Genomic DNA, 14,707 nt, shown 5'->3' with positions numbered 1-14,707 from the left:
CGATGTGCTGTGGGCGATGCTGCGTGACAAGAGGCTGTTCACCTCCGCCCCGTCGGTCACGCAGACGGCTTGACACGATCATTGAGATTCCTTCTTGAACGGTGGCGGGTGGGGGGTGGTCGGCGGTCGGCCGACGGTCAGGACAGGGTCCAGCTCTCGCTGGCGGCGCTCGCGCTGCCTGCGCTCTCCTGGTCCGCGGCCGCTCCCTGCGCGGTCGAGCCGGCCGTGCCGACGGCCAGGCCGCTGCCGACGGCGACCAGCGTGTACGTGCTTCCGGTGAGACTTCCGGTGAGGTCCAGCGCGAACTGCTGGTTGGCGCCGCCGGTGCAGGTCCACTGCTGCAACTGCACCCCGGTGCCGGTCGAGAAGCCGGGGACGTCCAGGCAGAGCCCGCTGTGGACGCCGGTCAGGGTGTAGATGTTGTCCGCCACCCTGGTGAGCGTCCACTGCTGGTTGGCGCCGCCGGTCGCCGGCCACTGGATGACCCCGCCGCCGTCGGCGGTGGAGGCGCCGGACACGTCCAGCAGCTTCGAACTGGCCGCGTTGGTCAGGGTGTGGGTGCCGGCGGACGGGATCCCGCTGCCCGCCGACCAGGTGCCCGCGGAGGTGTCGAGCGACCAGGTCGGGTACTGACCGAGGTTCACCGTCGTCCCCTGGATGGTCAGCGGGAGCCAGATCAGCGGGGAGTTGCCCAGGTCGCCGGTGTTCCAGCGGTCGCCCGCGTAGAGGTAGGTGGTGCCCGCGGAGCCCTGGACGGTGATGATGTTGGCGGTCTGGCTGGCGTACGTGTTGGTGCCGGGCGCGGCCAGGTCCCGCCAGGGCGACCACGGTCCGCTCGGCGAGGTGGCCGTGGCGTAGACGTTGTCGTTGAGGTTCCAGCCCGTCAGGTGCGACCCCAGCAGGTAGTAGGTGCCGCCGACCTTCACCATGGCCGGGGACTCGATGCTGCCGCCACCCAGCAGCGCGACCGGGCTGTCCACCGTGAGGTAATCGGCGGAGAGCCGGTCGATCCGCAGGCCGCCGCTGTTGCGGTCCTCGGTCAGCAGGTAGCCGGTGCCGTCGCTCTCCTGGAACAGGCCCAGGTCGCGGCTGACGTTGCCCAGCGGCCGGAAGCTGCCCCGGTAGCTGTACGGGCCGCAGGGGGTGGTGCTGGTGGCCACGCCGACCTTCGCGTCGGAGTAGGAGGAGTTGTCGATGTGCACGTACATCACGTACGTGCCGGTCGACGCGTTGTGGATGACCTTCGGCCGCTCGACGATCCGGTCCGGCCCCAGGTCGCCGCTGCTCTGCTTGGCCAGGGCCACGCCCTGGTAGGTCCAGGCGCCGAGGTCGGCCGAGGTGTAGCAGGGGATGTCCTGGAACGAGGTGTTCGCCGACGTCTCGCCGGTCTTGTCCTCGCCGAAGCCGTACCAGGTGTTCCCCGCCTTGACGATGCCCAGCCCGTGCAGTTGGAGCGGCTTGCCGTTCTGGTCGGTGCGGGTGGCTCCCGGGGCGAAGGCCACGGTGGCCGCCTGGGCCTGGGCGGCGGGCAGCAGCACCGCCGCGAAGGCCCCGAGCAGGGCGAGCAGCCAGGCGAGTGCGGTGCGGTGGGACAAGGGTTTCACCTCTCCTGTGCCGTGTTGGTGGGTGGTGGATTCTGTTGAGGCGTGACTCCTGCCCGTCGGGCACACCGGAGCGGGCCCGCCGCGGAGCGCGTCCATGACATGGGATGGATTAAGGCGCATAGGTCGGGTGCTTGTCCAGAGTTTCGACAACTTCCGGCGACGAATCGTCAAGAGAGTGGCAATTCGGCGGACCTGACGAAGCGATACATGGGATGTCTCGCCGCCCTGCACCGCCTACCGTCCTGCACCGGAGCCGAACAGACTTCAACAGTCGTCAGGCCCTGCCCTGGAGCCGCCAGATCTGGTTCTTCTTGGTGCTGAGGGAGGTGCCGGTGTCGCAGGTCCACTGGTGGACGAGGGCCCCGGGGGTGGTGGAGATCGCGGTGACGTCGACGCACTTGCCGCTGTGGGCGGCGACCAGCTGGTAGTCCTGGCTGTTGCCGAGGGCGGTGATGGGCCGGAGGGTGAACTGCTGGTTGGCTCCGCCGTTGCAGGTCCATTGGCCGATGGCGGCGCCGTCGGTGGTGGAGGCGCCGAAGACGTCGAGGCACTTGCCGCTGAGTTCGTTGACGACGGTGTAGGTGTCGGCCACCCCGGCGACGGGCTTGAGGTCGAGCATCTGCTGGTAGCCGCCCTCGCAGGTGTACTGCTGGTACTGGGTGCCGTTGGCGGTGCTGAGGTTGGTGTCGTCCAGGCACTGGCCGCTGTTCTCGCTGACGGCGACGGTGGAGACGGTGGTGGTGGACGGCGGGAGCAGGGTGAGGGTGTAGCCGTCCTTGGCGTTGGTGTAGGGCACGGTCACCGAGGCGGTGTTGTTGCCGACGGTCAGGGTGGTGTCGGAGACGGTGACCGGGCCGGTGACCGCGTTGCCGTCGGGGACCCGCTGCAGGACGGCGCGGACCCGGCCGTTCTGCACGACCGAGGTGGTGTCCAGGCCGGTGAGGTTGACGGTGACGTTGCCCGTGTTGCCGTTGGAGCCGAGCAGGATCTTGGCGTTGCCCGCGGCGTTGTCCTTGGTCGCGAGGCCGTCGATGCCGTTGCCGGGGAGCAGGTTGACGATGTTTCCGGTCTGCGAGCCGTAGTAGCGGTACATGAACCACTCACCGCGCGGCAGGTACTGGCCCGGCGCCGTTCTTGGTCAGCAGGTTCGCCTCGTAGTCGTGCAGGGCCGCGCCGGAGCCCCAGTTGCCGCGCAGGCCGTCCGCGCCGGCCCGCTCCAGGCGGCCGATGAACCAGGCGCCGCCGCCCGGGTTCTGCTGGGACAGTGCCGCGTACTCGTTGATCTGGTACGGGCGGGTGTGGGTCAGGCCGCGCGCGGCGAGCGTGGAGTTGGCGCTCGCGGCTCCGGGGACGGGGTCGGCGGGCTCGTCGTGCCAGCTGTAGACGTCCGGGGCGACGTTGTTGGCCTTGATGTAGTCCAGGTACGTGGTCCACCAGCCGTTGGACGAGGTGGGCTGGCCCGCCATGCTGGGGCCGACGATGAGCTGGCCGGGGAAGGCGGCCCGGACGGCGGCGTGGAACCGGGACCACATCTGCAGGTACTGGGTCTCGGAGCGCGGCCAGAAGCCCCTGCCGTCGGCCTCGTTCCACAGGTCCCACTGGACCGTCATGTGGTTGGCCCTGATGTCGGAGAACAGCTGGTTGACGAAGCTGTCGAACAGCGTCCAGTCGCCGTTGTCGCCGGGGAAGGCCGCCACGTTGGTGGTGCTGTCGGCGCCCCACAGGTCGTGCGGCAGGAGGATGAAGGTTCCGCCGAGGGCGGCGGTGCGCTTGTACTGGGCGAGCGTGGCGTTCCAGCGGGTCTGGTAGTCGGCGAGGCCGGTGGCGTAGCCGCCGCTGTTGAGCTGGGCGCCGCCGGCCCGCATGAAGTGCCACTTGATGTCCGTGAGGAAGTGGTCCTGGGGCAGCGAGCCGTTCGGGGTGAGGCCGTAGATCATGCCGGAGGCCCGGTAGGTGGGGGCGCCGCCGGCGGTGGCGAAGTCGACGGTGACGCCGGTGTCGGAGGCGTGGGCCGAGGTGCCGGGCAGCACGGTGCTGCCGAGTGCGGCGAGCAGGGCTGCCGCGAGCGTGGCCGTTCTGCGGGCGGCTCCGGAGCGGGCGCGCAGGAGGGGGGTCAGGCGCATGGTGCTCTCCCGTGGTGGGTGGGACCCGGGCCGGGCGGCCCGGGAGGTCTGGGGTGTTCCGGCGCGGGTGGCGGCTCCGCCGGGACGGGGTGGACGGCTCAGCGCGGCAGGGTGCCGCCCGGGTCGCGCGCGCGGCCGGTGTGGGCCTCCGCCAGCAGGAGGTAGGCGGCGGCGGTCCAGGTGTAGGCGCGGTCGCGCAGCCCGGCGCCGGTGCGGGCGTCGAAGTTCTCGGCGAATCCGGAGGTCTCGCACAGGGCCCGGAACCGGGCGCCGATCTCGTCGGCCAGGTCCACGTGCCCGGCGCGGCGCAGACCGTCCTCGATCAGGACGGTGGAGGGGGCCCAGATCGGGCCGCGCCAGTAGCCGTCGTCCTGGTAGTGCGCGGAGTCCGGGGCTTCAGTCGCCAGCCCGTGGGGGGTGAGGTGGTCCGCGATCCGGCGGGCGAGGACGGCGCTGATCTCCTCGGGGAGGTGCTCGCCCAGCACGATCGGCACCAGGTGCAGCAGGCTCCGGCCGGTCCAGGTGTCGACGGCGGCGTCGGCGGCGTCGGCGGCGTCGGCGGCCCGGGCGCGGAAGCCCTCGCTGCTCCACAGCTCCTCGATCATCGCGCTCTGGGTCTCGGCGGCGGCGGCACGCCAGGCCGCGGCCTGCTCGTGCCGCCCCAGTTCGCCGGCCAGGTCGGCGAGTTCGTGCAGTTGCAGGACCAGGAAGGCGGCCAGGTCGGCGGTGACGACCACCCGTGCGGGGTCGAAGACCGTGGCGTTGTCCCAGCCGCTGTCGTTGCCGTGCTGGTAGTGCGGCAGCCGGCTGCCGGGGGCTCGTCGGTGCTCCAGCCAGAAGCCGGTCCAGCGCGCCAACTGGTCGTGGATCTCCGCCAGTTCCTCGTGCGAGAGCCGCTCGGGGAGGCGACGGCGCAGCTTGTGCAGGGCCCAGCCGTGGATCGGCGGTTTGACGAAGTTGTACAGCACCTCGGAGTGGGTCACCGAGTCCGGGAGCGCACCGCTCTCGTCCTGGTGGTCGAAGGGCAGCGAGAACTGGTCCCGGGCCAGCCGGGGTTGGCCGCCGGCGAGGGCGAGGGCGTTGAAGCAGTGGTCCCAGCTCCAGACCTTGTCCATCCAGTGCTTGGACATCAGGACCCCGGGTCGGGCGAGGAACCCGGCCGGACGGACGGTCGCCGACCAGAGCACGTACGCGGCCAGTTCGGCGGCCGGGGTGTCCCGCGAGCGCCAGGGCGCGACCTCGTCGACGAACGCGGCGAAGGACCGGCGCGCGGCGGCCGCGACCGCGTCGAACCCCGAGGTGGCCGTGAACGGCGGGCGGCCGTTGTCGAGTTCCTCGATCGCCGCCTCCCAGCCCTCCGCGTCACCGGCCTCGCCCGCCAGCACCAGTCGGCGGTCCGCGTCGCCCAGGGCCTGGACGCCGGCCACCTCGTCCACGCGGCCGCGCAGCAGGGTGACCCGGTACCGGCGCCCGGTCTCGTAGCTGGTGAAGACGTACGCGCCGTCGACCGGGTCACGGTAGAGGTACGTGCCGCCGAACGGGGTGAGCTGCGGCGCGGCCGATTCGATCCGCAGGGCCGCCGTCCCGGTGCCGCGCAGCCGTACGGTGTCGGGCGACTGGTAGGCCAGGTCGATCCGCCCGGCGGGGTGGTCCCAGCTGAGTACGCCGGGTGTCGCCAGGACGGTGGCGTCCAGCCCGGCGCGGGTCGCCGCGTCGACGGGCGCCAGGCGCAGGACCGGGTGGAGGCCGGTCTGATGGGAGATCAGGTGCAGGTCCTGCGCCCGGACGTGCTGTGCTACGACGCGGGAGAAGCAGAACCAGGACCCGTACGTGCTGAACGGGATCTCGTCGACGGGGAAGGCCGGTCCGGTACGGGTTTCGGTCATGGACGGGGGACTCGTTTCTGTGGCGGGAGCGGAGCGTCGTGGGGCGGTCCGTCAGTCCTTGACGGCTCCGGCGGTCACCCCTGCGGCGACGTACCGCTGGGCGAGTACCAGGACCAGTGCGGCGGGCAGCGAGGCGACCACGGCGGTGGCCGTGATGGCGTTCCACTGCTGGTTGTTGTTGCCGATGTAGTGGTAGATGCCGAGCGTGATCGGCTGGTGCGGGCCGCCGCCGTCGAGGGTGCTGGCGAAGACGAAGTCCGACCAGGCCCACAGGAAGGCGAACAGCGAGACCGTGACCACCGCGTTGCGACTGATCGGCAGCACGATGGACCAGAAGGTCCGCAGGTGGCCGGCGCCGTCGGTGCGCGCCGCCTGGAGGAGTTCGCCGGGGATCCCCGACATGAAGGCGGTGAAGACCAGGACCGCGAAGGGGACGGCGAGCGTGGAGTCGGCCACGATCAGGCCCGGCACGGACTGCAGCACGCCGAGGTTGAGGTAGATGGCGTAGAAGCCCATCGCCATGATGATCCCCGGCACCATCTGCGCGGCCAGCAGCAGGAAGCCGAGCACCCCGCCGCCGCGCGGGCGCAGCTTGGCCAGGGCGTAGCCTGCGGGCGCGGCGAGCAGCACGGTGAGTGCGACGGTGCCGAGCCCGATGGCCAGGCTGGTGCCGAGGTAGGGCAGTTGCTGGTGCAGGACGGCGCGGTAGCCCTCCAGGGTGCCGGCGCTGGGGAACAGGTGCGGCGGGCTCTTGCGCAGGTCCTGGTCGCGGGTGAACGAGACGTTGACCATCCAGTAGACCGGGAAGAGCATCACCGCGGTGAGCAGCACTCCGATCGCCGTCTTCCACCGGGCGGACCCGGTGGGCCGACGGGCCGTCATGCGCTGTCCTGCCTTCGCTGGAGGCGGAGGTGGATCAGGCCGAAGGCCAGCGCGGCGAGGACCAGCAGGTTGCCGACCGCGGCGCCGGGGCCGAAGGCGGGCAGCAGGTTGCCGAAGCCCAGGCGGTACGACCAGGTGGCCAGGGTGGTGGAGGAGCCGTTCGGTCCGCCCTTCGTCATGATCCAGATGATGTCGAAGACCTTGAGGGTGTAGATCAGGCCCAGCAGCAGGGTGATCGCGGACACCGGCCGCAGCAGCGGCAGGGTGATGTGCCGGAACCGCCGCCAGGCGCCCGCCCCGTCGAGGGCCGCCGCCTCGTGGAGGCCGGCGGGGATGGACTGCAGCCCGCTGTAGAGGAGCACCAGGTTGAAGGGGACGCCGATCCAGATGTTGGCGACCGTCACCGACGCCAGCGACCAGGTGGGCGAGGTCAGCCAGGCCACCGGGCCGATGCCGACCGCGTGCAGGGCGGCGTTGACCACCCCGGAGTCGCTGTTGAGCATCCACGCCCAGGTGGAGCCGGACACGATCAGCGGCAGCAGCCAGGGCACCAGGAACAGCGCCCGCAGGGTGGCGGACAGCGGGAAGTGGCGGACGAAGAACATGGCCAGGGCCAGTCCGATCGCGTACTGGCAGACGAGCGAGACGGTGGTGAAGACGACGGTGTGCAGCAGCGCGGGGACGAAGGTGGGGTCGTCCAGGACGGTCCGGTAGTTGGCCAGTCCGGTGAACGGCGCGTCGCCCTGCACGAAGGAGCGCACGGTGTAGTTCCGCAGGCTGAGGTCGATGTTGCGGTAGAGCGGGTAGGCGTAGAAGACGACCAGGTAGCCGGTCACCGGAGCGAGGAAGCCCCACGCCGCCCACTGCCCGGAGCGGGGTCGGTGTGTCGTGTCGTTCATGGCAGGGCCTGTGGTCCTTTGCTCGTCGAGCCCGTGCGCTAGTGGACGGCCGACTGCGCCGCGGCGAGCGCGTCCTGCGGTGACTTCGCCCCGCTCAGGGCGGCCTGGACCGCGCCCCACAGCGGCTCGGAGATCCTGGGGTACTTCGTCCCGAGGTTGTCGCTGGTGCGTCCCTTCGCGGCCCTGACCGCGTCGACCCAGGACTTCAGGTCGGCGTCGGCGGCCACCTGCTTGGCCTGGACGGCCTCGGTGGGTGCGACGTAGGACAGCGTCCCGTCGGTGGCGAAGGAGTTCTCGGCGCTGGTCAGGCAGGTGACGATCTCTCGGGAGACGTCGTAGCGGCCGGTCTCGGCCTGCACCGGGACGGTGACGAACTCCCCGCCGGTGGGCGCGGCGGCGGTGCCGCCGTTCATGGCCGGGACCGGGATGACGCCGTAGGCGAAGCCCGCCTTCTTGGCGTTGGCCAGCTGCCAGGTGCCGTTCTCCGCGAAAGCGAACTCACCGGTGGCGAACTCCTGCCAGCTGGTGGTCTGGGTGTTCTGCAGCACCGAGTCGGGGGCGTAGCCGCTCTTCAGCCAGCCGGTCCACAGTGACAGCGCGGAGGCCGCCTCGGGCGAGTTCAGCTTGGTGAGCTGCGCGCCGGAGCCCCAGTACCAGGGCAGGAACTGGAAGCTGCCCTCCTCCGTGCCGATCGCCGAGAAGGTGATGCCCTTCTTGCCGGCCGCCTTGACCTTGGCCAGCGCGGCGGTGAGGGAGGGCCAGTCCTTGACCGCGGAGACGTCCACGCCGGCGACCGCCAGCAGGTCCTTGTTGTAGTACAGCGCCAGGGTGTTGGCGCCGATGGGCGTGCCGTAGGTCTTGCCGCCCGACTGTCCGGCGGCGAGCAGGTTCGGCGCCGCCGCGGAGGTGTCGATCCGGTTGACGTCGGTGCTGGTGAGCACTCCGGCCTCGGCGAGGGTGGAGACCACCGGGTTGTCGACGATCAGCACGTCGGGAGCGGCTCCCTGCTGGGCGGCGAGCAGCGTCTTGTTGGTGAGGTCGCTGGTGTCGAACGCGGTGCGCTTCACCGTCACGCCGGCCTGGCTGCCGCAGGTGTCCAGCAGCTTCGCCCACGGCGAGGCGGCGTCGAACTGCGGGTACGGGTCCCACACGGTGTAGCTGCCGGCACCGGCGGTGGTGGCGCCGCCGCCGGAGGAGCAGGCGGCGGCGGTGACGGCGAGGGCGGTCGCGGTCAGGGCTGCGGCGGTCAGCCGGCGTCCACGGGATCTGGGCATGACGAGGTCCCTTTCGAGCTGGGGTGCCTGGCGGCGGTGGGTGGGAGTGCCTGGCGGACTGCTCTGCCGCGGCTTGTCGAATCGGTTCGGCGAATCGGTTCGATGAACATAGGCCCGCCGTAGAGGGCCGTCAACACTCCGTGCAGAGGCCCGTCGACGGCCCGGAAAGCGGCTCCGCCCGGCTTGACCGGCTCCCCCGGCCCCACTAACGTCGACCGAATCGATTCGACCGCATGGACGGTCCCGGGCGCCTTCAGGAGAGCGATGAACATCGGGGAGATCGCCCGTCGGGCAGGCGTGTCGCGCAGTACGGTCTCCTACGCCCTGAGCGGCAAGCGCGCCGTGTCGGAGGCGACCCGCCGGCACATCCAGGACGTCATCGACGAGCTCGACTACCGGCCCAACGCCGCCGCCCGGGCGCTCAAGGAGGGCCGCACCCGGACGATCGGGCTCGTGGTCCCGCCGGCCGGCACCCGCCTCACCCACATGCAACTGGACTTCGTGGCCAGCGTGGTGGAAGCCGCCGCCCGGGCCGACCTCGACGTGCTGCTCTCCCCCTCCGGCGGCGACCACGACCGCTCCTTCGAGCGCCTGGTCTCGGGCCGCCGGGTGGACGGGGCGATCCTCATGGAGATCCGCCTCGAGGACGCCCGGGTCACCCGGCTGCGCAAGGCGGGGCTGCCGTTCGTCGGCATCGGCCACACCGCCGGGGACGACGACATGTGCTGGATCGACGTCGACTACGCGTCGTTGATCGCCCGCTGCGTCCACCACCTCGCCGACCTCGGCCACCGCGCGGTCGCCCTGATCAACCGCTCGCCCGAACTGGTCGCGACCGGCTACGGCCCCGGCCTGCGGGCCGCGGAGGGCTTCGCGGCCGCGGCGGCGGAGCGGGGCATCGCCGGCCACGCGTACCTGTGCGGCGACGACACCGCCTCCGGGCGCGCCGTCATCGAGCGGATCCGGGCGGAGCACCCGGAGGTGACCGGCATCGCCACCCTCAACGAGGCCGCGCTGCCCGGGATTTGGCACGCCCTGGAGGACGCCGGGCTGCACGTGCCCCGCGACGTGTCCATCGCCGGCGTCGCCGCGGCCCAGTGGGCGGAGGACTTCCGTCCGCCGCTCACCTCCGCCGACGTCCCCGCCCAGCAGATGGGCACGCAGGCCGTGGAACTCCTCGTCGAACGCATCGCCGCCCCCGCCACCCCGCCGCGCCACATCCTGCTCACCCCGCCGATCTCACTGCGCGCCAGCACCGGCCCCGCCACCCCGCCGTCCGGCGGCACTCCGCGGTGATCAGGCCGTCGAGTACTACCGCCACGGGGCGGGCAACGGCTCGCTCCGGCACGCCATCCCGTACGTCCACCCCGGCGGCCTGGCCCAGTTCCAGGAGTCCGGCCGGGACCAGGGTCACACCACGCTCGCCGTCGGGCTGATGGGCGCGCTGTGCGAGATGGCCTGGAACCAGGGCATCGACCTGTACGGGGAGGACGACAACCGCTTCCTCAAGGGGGCCGAGTACGTCGCGAGGTACAACCTCGGCGCGGACGTCCCGTTCACCCGCCTGACGTTCCAGCAGGGCGCGCCCGGCGTGTGGTCGGGGACGGTGGACGACGTCACGCCCTCCGCCTCGGGCCGGGGCGACCTGCGCCCGATCTGGGCGATGATCGAGAACCACTACGTCAACCGCCGCGGCCTCCCCGCGCCGAACACCAGCGCCATGGCGGCGAAGCTCGCGCCCGAGGGCGGCGGTGGCGACCACGGCCCGAACAGCGGCGGTTTCGACCAACTCGGCTTCGGCACACTCGCGTTCACCCGCGACAAGGCCGCCGCTCCGGTGCAGCCGCCCGCGCCGCAGGGATCGCCGGCCGGCGCCGCGACCGCCTCCGCGTCGGGCTCGCCGAGCCCCACTGCGGGGCCGGCCAAGGACGGCGGGCAGGCCCCGGGGCTCGCCTCCACCGGCTCGGACGGCCTTCTCGGGCTCACCGGCGCGGGCCTGCGCGCGATCGGCGGCGGGGTGCCGGCGCTGCGCGTCCGGGCCCGCCGCAAGGGCGCGCACCGAGCCTGACCCGGCGTCAGCGGACGGGCCGTCGGCTGCCGGCGGCCCGTCAGAGCGGCCCGGGCGGGCGGCCCCGGCACAGCTGAGCTGCGACGCGGCACCGGCGGTAGTGCGCCCGTCACGCGGCCGAAACCGACCGACCATAACGTCTCGTCATGGCCGACATATTCGACTCGTACACGACAGCGGACGCGTGGGACGAGATGTTCGAGCGCCCCGGGGTGGTCCGACCGGCCTACGCGGCCGTGTTCGACGCCCTGAGCCCGCTGGACTCCATCGAACTCCGGTACCGCACCGACCAGATGGCCCGCGCCTTCACCGATCGCGGCGTGACCTACTCCTACGGCGGCGAGGAACGCCCCTTCCCGCTCGATCTGGTGCCGCGCCTGCTCGACGCCGTCGAGTGGGACCGGCTCAGTCGGGGCGTCCGGCAACGGGTGCTCGCCCTGGAGGCCTTCCTCGCCGACGCCTACGGCAGACAGCGGGTCTTCGAGGACGGCGTGGTGCCCTACCGGCTGCTGTACTCCTCGCCGCACTTCCACCGGGCGGCCCACGGCATCGAGCCGCCGAACGGGGTGCGCATCCACGTCTCCGGGATCGACCTGGTCCGGGACGAGGAGGGCCGCTTCCGGGTGCTGGAGGACAACGTCCGGGTGCCGTCCGGCGTTTCGTACGTGATCGAGAACCGCCGGGTGATGACCCGGACCTTCCCCGCCCTCTTCGCCGAACAGCCGGTCCGCCCGGTGGACGAGTACCCGCAGCGCCTGCTGGCCGCGCTCAAGGCCTGCGCCCCGGAGGGCGTGACCGATCCGGTCGTGGCCGTCCTCACCCCGGGGGTGGCCAACGCCGCCTACTTCGAACACGCCCTGCTGGCACGGCTGATGGGCGTCCAGCTGGTCGAGGGCCGCGACCTGGTCTGCTCCGGCAACCGGGTGCGGATGCGCACCACCCGGGGGGAGACCCCGGTCCACGTGATCTACCGGCGGCTCGACGACGACTTCCTCGACCCGCTGCACTTCCGCCCGGACTCGCTGATCGGCGTCCCGGGCATCATGGCCGCCGCGCACGCCGGGAACGTCACCCTCGCCAACGCCGTGGGCAACGGCATCGCCGACGACAAGCTGCTCTACACCTACGTCCCCGACCTGATCCGCTACTACCTGGCGGAGGAGCCGCTGCTGCCGAACGTGGAGACCATCCGCCCGGAGGAGCCGGGCCGGCTGGAGGAGGTGCTGGACCAGCTGGACCGGCTGGTGCTGAAGCCGGTCGACGGCGCCGGCGGCAAGGGCATCGTGATCGGTCCGCGGGCCGAGCGGGACGCGCTCGACCGCCTCGCCAAGCAGGTGGCGGCGGACCCGCGCGGCTGGATCGCCCAGCGTCCGGTGGCGCTGTCCACCTCGCCGACGCTGAGCCGTCGCACCGACGGCCAGGACGGCCTGGCACCCCGCCACATCGACCTGCGGCCGTTCGCCGTCCACGACGGGAGCGACGTCTGGCTGGTCCCCGGCGGCCTGACCCGGGTGGCCCTCGGCGAGGGCAACCTGATCGTCAACTCCAGCCAGGGCGGCGGATCCAAGGACACCTGGGTGCTGGCCCCGAGTGCTCCGCCGGCCCGGTCCGCCGACGAGCGGTCCGCCGCCGTGAGCGAAGTGATTCCGCGTCAGTTCGGCCCCGGTGCCGCGAGCACGCCCGGCGGCCCGGCCCAGGAGGAGGCACAGCAGCAGTGATCACCACCGACACCATGCTCTCGCGGATCGCCGAGTCGCTGTTCTGGCTGGGCCGCTACGTGGAGCGCGCCGACGACACCGCCCGCATCCTGGACGCCTACCTGCACCGGCTGCTGGAAGACCCGTGGAGCGACGAGGACGCCGCCTGCCGCTCGCTGCACGCCATCCTCGGCGTGGCCGTCCCGACCGAGCAGCACTGCGACATGGACTCGGTGCTGGCCCGGCTCGCCTTCGACGCGGCCAGCCCCGGCTCCATCGAGGGCGCGCTCACCGCGGCCCGCCAGAACGCGCTGACCGCGCGCGACGTGGTCTCCACCGAGATGTGGGAGACCCTCAACTCCACCTGGCACCAGCTCGCCGAGCACCGGCGCGCCGCGCGCCGCACCGGACCGCACGCCTACCTCGGGCTCGTCCGCCGCCGCGCCGCCCTGTTCTTCGGGCTCGCCGACTCCACCATGAGCCGTGACGACGGCTGGCGTTTCGTCGTCCTCGGGCGGAGCCTGGAGCGGGTCGACATGATCGCCCGGCTGCTCGCCGTCCGGGTGCTCGCCGCCGTCCACGCGCCCGACTGGCCCACGCTGCTCAGCGCGAGCGGCGCCGAGGAGGCCTTCGTCCGCGCCCGCGGCGCCGGCAGCGACCCCGGCGAGGTGGCGGCCTTCCTGCTGCTCGACCGGGGCTTCCCGCGCTCCGTCCTGCACGCGCTCAGCGCCGCCGAGGAGTGCCTCGCCGAACTCGGCGGCGGCACGCCCGCCTTGCGGCGCCCCGAACCCGTCCGGCTCGCGGTGGGCCGGATGCGCACCAGGCTGGAGTACCTCGACTCCGCCGAACTCGAGCAGCTGCCCGCCCTGCTCGGCGAACTCCAACTCGCCTGCGGCGAGGCCACCCGGGCGGTGGCCGAACGCTACTTCCCCTACGACGGCCCGATCGAGTGGTCGCACCAGTCCGCGACGCGAGAGGGAGTGTGATCGGACATGGCCTCCCGACTGCGGATCCGCCACGAGACCCTGGTGGGCTACCCGAGCCCGGCGGGCTCCTCGTACAACGAGGTGCGGATGAGCCCGCTCACCCTGCCCACCCAGACCGTCCTGGACTCGCGGGTGGCCGTCGCCCCGGCCGCGTCGCTGTGGACGTACTTGGACTACTGGGGCACCCAGGTCACCGTGTTCGACCTGACCGACTCCCACACCAGCCTCGCGCTGACGGCGACCAGCCTGGTCGAGACCGCCCCGCCGGCCCCGCTGCCCGCCCCGCTCGACCGGGCCGCGATCGCCGCGCGGTCGGCCGACTCCCGGCTGACGGAGTACCTCGCCGCGACGCCGCGCACCGCGGTGAGCCCGGACCTCGCCGCGCAGGCGGGTGCGGCCGCCGACGGGCTGGACGCCCACGAGGCGGCGGTGGCCCTCACCGACCTGGTCAGGGAGCGCCTCGCCTACACCCGGGGAACCACCGGGGTGCACAGCGGCGCGCAGGACGCCTGGGACCAACGGGCCGGCGTCTGCCAGGACTTCGCCCACCTCACCGCGGCCCTGCTCCGCGCGGCCGGCCTCCCGGCCCGGTACGTGTCCGGCTACCTGCACCCCTCGCCGGACGCCGAGCTGGACCGGCCGGTGGCCGGTGAGAGCCATGCCTGGGTCGAGTACTGGGCGGGCGAGTGGATCGGCCACGACCCGACCAACGGCACCCGTCCCGGCGAGTCCCACGTGATCGTCGCGCGCGGGCGCGAGTACGGCGACGTGCCCCCGCACAAGGGCGTCTACCGCGGCGCGCCGGGCGAGCTGCCGCAGGTGCGGGTGGAGTTCACCCGGCTCGCCTGAAGATTTTTTCCGATCACGGCAACCTTCTGGCGCACGGTGGCAACTGACGGACCACCAGGGCCGAGACCGAGGCCCCGCTGCGCCAGAAGGACAAGCCGTTGCCAGATCAGAACCGCTCTCATCGCCGCCGCCCGGCAACCCGCCGCCTGATCGCCGCTGCCGTGGTGCTCGCCGCCGCGGGCGCGGCCGTGCCGCTGGTGGCTCAGGCCGCGTTCCCGCCGAATTCCGGCCCGACCGCGGTCGGCGACGCAGCGGCCGGCAGCGGCCGCTACTTCGGCACGGCCGTGGCCTCGGGCCGGCTCGGGGACTCGACGTACTCCAGCATTCTCGACCGGGAATTCAAGATGATCACCCCGGAGAACGAGATGAAGTGGGACACCGTCGAGCCGTCCCGCGGCAACTTCAACTTCGGGCCCGGCGACCAGATCGTCAACCACGC

13 protein-coding genes are annotated in these 14,707 nt (G+C 72.3%); 6 read left to right on the top strand and 7 right to left on the bottom strand.

The genetic code is table 11. The features are described 5' to 3' along the window. Positions 1-137 precede the first annotated feature (137 nt). The 7 genes from ACWD4U_RS34065 to ACWD4U_RS34035 all read right to left on the bottom strand — a co-directional run bounded on the left by ACWD4U_RS34065 (position 138) and on the right by ACWD4U_RS34035 (position 8,668). Complete coding sequence (locus tag ACWD4U_RS34065; protein ID WP_449787402.1) at positions 138-1,604, bottom strand: RICIN domain-containing protein; 1,467 nt, start codon at positions 1,602-1,604, stop codon at positions 138-140. Positions 1,605-1,878: 274 nt separating this feature from the next. Next, the gene (locus ACWD4U_RS34060; RefSeq protein WP_363461915.1) at positions 1,879-2,697 is read right to left on the bottom strand and encodes an RICIN domain-containing protein; all 819 of its coding nucleotides are present in this window, start codon (positions 2,695-2,697) and stop codon (positions 1,879-1,881) included. 7 nt (positions 2,698-2,704) lie between these two features. After that, positions 2,705-3,727 (bottom strand): hypothetical protein, encoded by a 1,023-nt coding sequence (locus ACWD4U_RS34055; RefSeq protein ID WP_363461913.1) that lies wholly within the window; start codon positions 3,725-3,727, stop codon positions 2,705-2,707. Positions 3,728-3,825: 98 nt separating this feature from the next. Then, positions 3,826-5,613 (bottom strand): amylo-alpha-1,6-glucosidase, encoded by a 1,788-nt coding sequence (locus tag ACWD4U_RS34050; RefSeq protein WP_363461911.1) that lies wholly within the window; start codon positions 5,611-5,613, stop codon positions 3,826-3,828. Between the two features lie 51 nt (positions 5,614-5,664). Further along, positions 5,665-6,495 (bottom strand): carbohydrate ABC transporter permease, encoded by an 831-nt coding sequence (locus ACWD4U_RS34045; RefSeq protein WP_363461909.1) that lies wholly within the window; start codon positions 6,493-6,495, stop codon positions 5,665-5,667. Further along, entirely contained in the window at positions 6,492-7,394 is a 903-nt protein-coding gene (locus tag ACWD4U_RS34040) for a carbohydrate ABC transporter permease (RefSeq protein WP_363461907.1), read from the bottom strand. Before ACWD4U_RS34040 ends, ACWD4U_RS34045 begins: the two co-directional genes overlap by 4 nt. A 38-nt stretch (positions 7,395-7,432) precedes the next feature. After that, positions 7,433-8,668, bottom strand: a complete 1,236-nt coding sequence (locus tag ACWD4U_RS34035) for a sugar ABC transporter substrate-binding protein (protein WP_363461905.1) — start codon at positions 8,666-8,668, stop codon at positions 7,433-7,435. A gap of 264 nt (positions 8,669-8,932) precedes the next feature. Between ACWD4U_RS34035 and ACWD4U_RS34030 the strand changes: the two genes are divergently transcribed. The 6 genes from ACWD4U_RS34030 to ACWD4U_RS34005 all read left to right on the top strand — a co-directional run. Then, positions 8,933-9,964 (top strand): LacI family DNA-binding transcriptional regulator, encoded by a 1,032-nt coding sequence (locus tag ACWD4U_RS34030; protein ID WP_363461903.1) that lies wholly within the window; start codon positions 8,933-8,935, stop codon positions 9,962-9,964. 157 nt (positions 9,965-10,121) lie between these two features. Next, positions 10,122-10,736 carry a hypothetical protein gene (locus ACWD4U_RS34025; protein WP_449787401.1) on the top strand — a complete coding sequence of 205 codons (615 nt, stop codon included), beginning with the start codon at positions 10,122-10,124 and terminating at the stop codon, positions 10,734-10,736. A gap of 146 nt (positions 10,737-10,882) precedes the next feature. After that, the gene (locus tag ACWD4U_RS34020) at positions 10,883-12,454 is read left to right on the top strand and encodes a circularly permuted type 2 ATP-grasp protein (RefSeq protein ID WP_363461899.1); all 1,572 of its coding nucleotides are present in this window, start codon (positions 10,883-10,885) and stop codon (positions 12,452-12,454) included. Continuing rightward, positions 12,451-13,419, top strand: coding sequence for an alpha-E domain-containing protein (locus tag ACWD4U_RS34015; RefSeq protein ID WP_363461897.1), 969 nt, complete (start codon positions 12,451-12,453; stop codon positions 13,417-13,419). The genes ACWD4U_RS34020 and ACWD4U_RS34015 overlap by 4 nt, the downstream gene beginning before the upstream one ends. A gap of 6 nt (positions 13,420-13,425) precedes the next feature. After that, complete coding sequence (locus tag ACWD4U_RS34010) at positions 13,426-14,268, top strand: transglutaminase family protein (RefSeq protein ID WP_363461895.1); 843 nt, start codon at positions 13,426-13,428, stop codon at positions 14,266-14,268. A 146-nt stretch (positions 14,269-14,414) separates the two neighbouring features. After that, positions 14,415-14,707, top strand: a 293-nt coding sequence (locus tag ACWD4U_RS34005) for an endo-1,4-beta-xylanase (protein ID WP_363461919.1), incomplete at its 3' end; no start/stop codon positions are given.

The organism is Kitasatospora sp. NPDC002522 (assembly GCF_053595195.1).
Note: the sequence above shows the minus strand (reverse complement) of the source record. Positions and strands in the feature narration are given on the sequence as shown.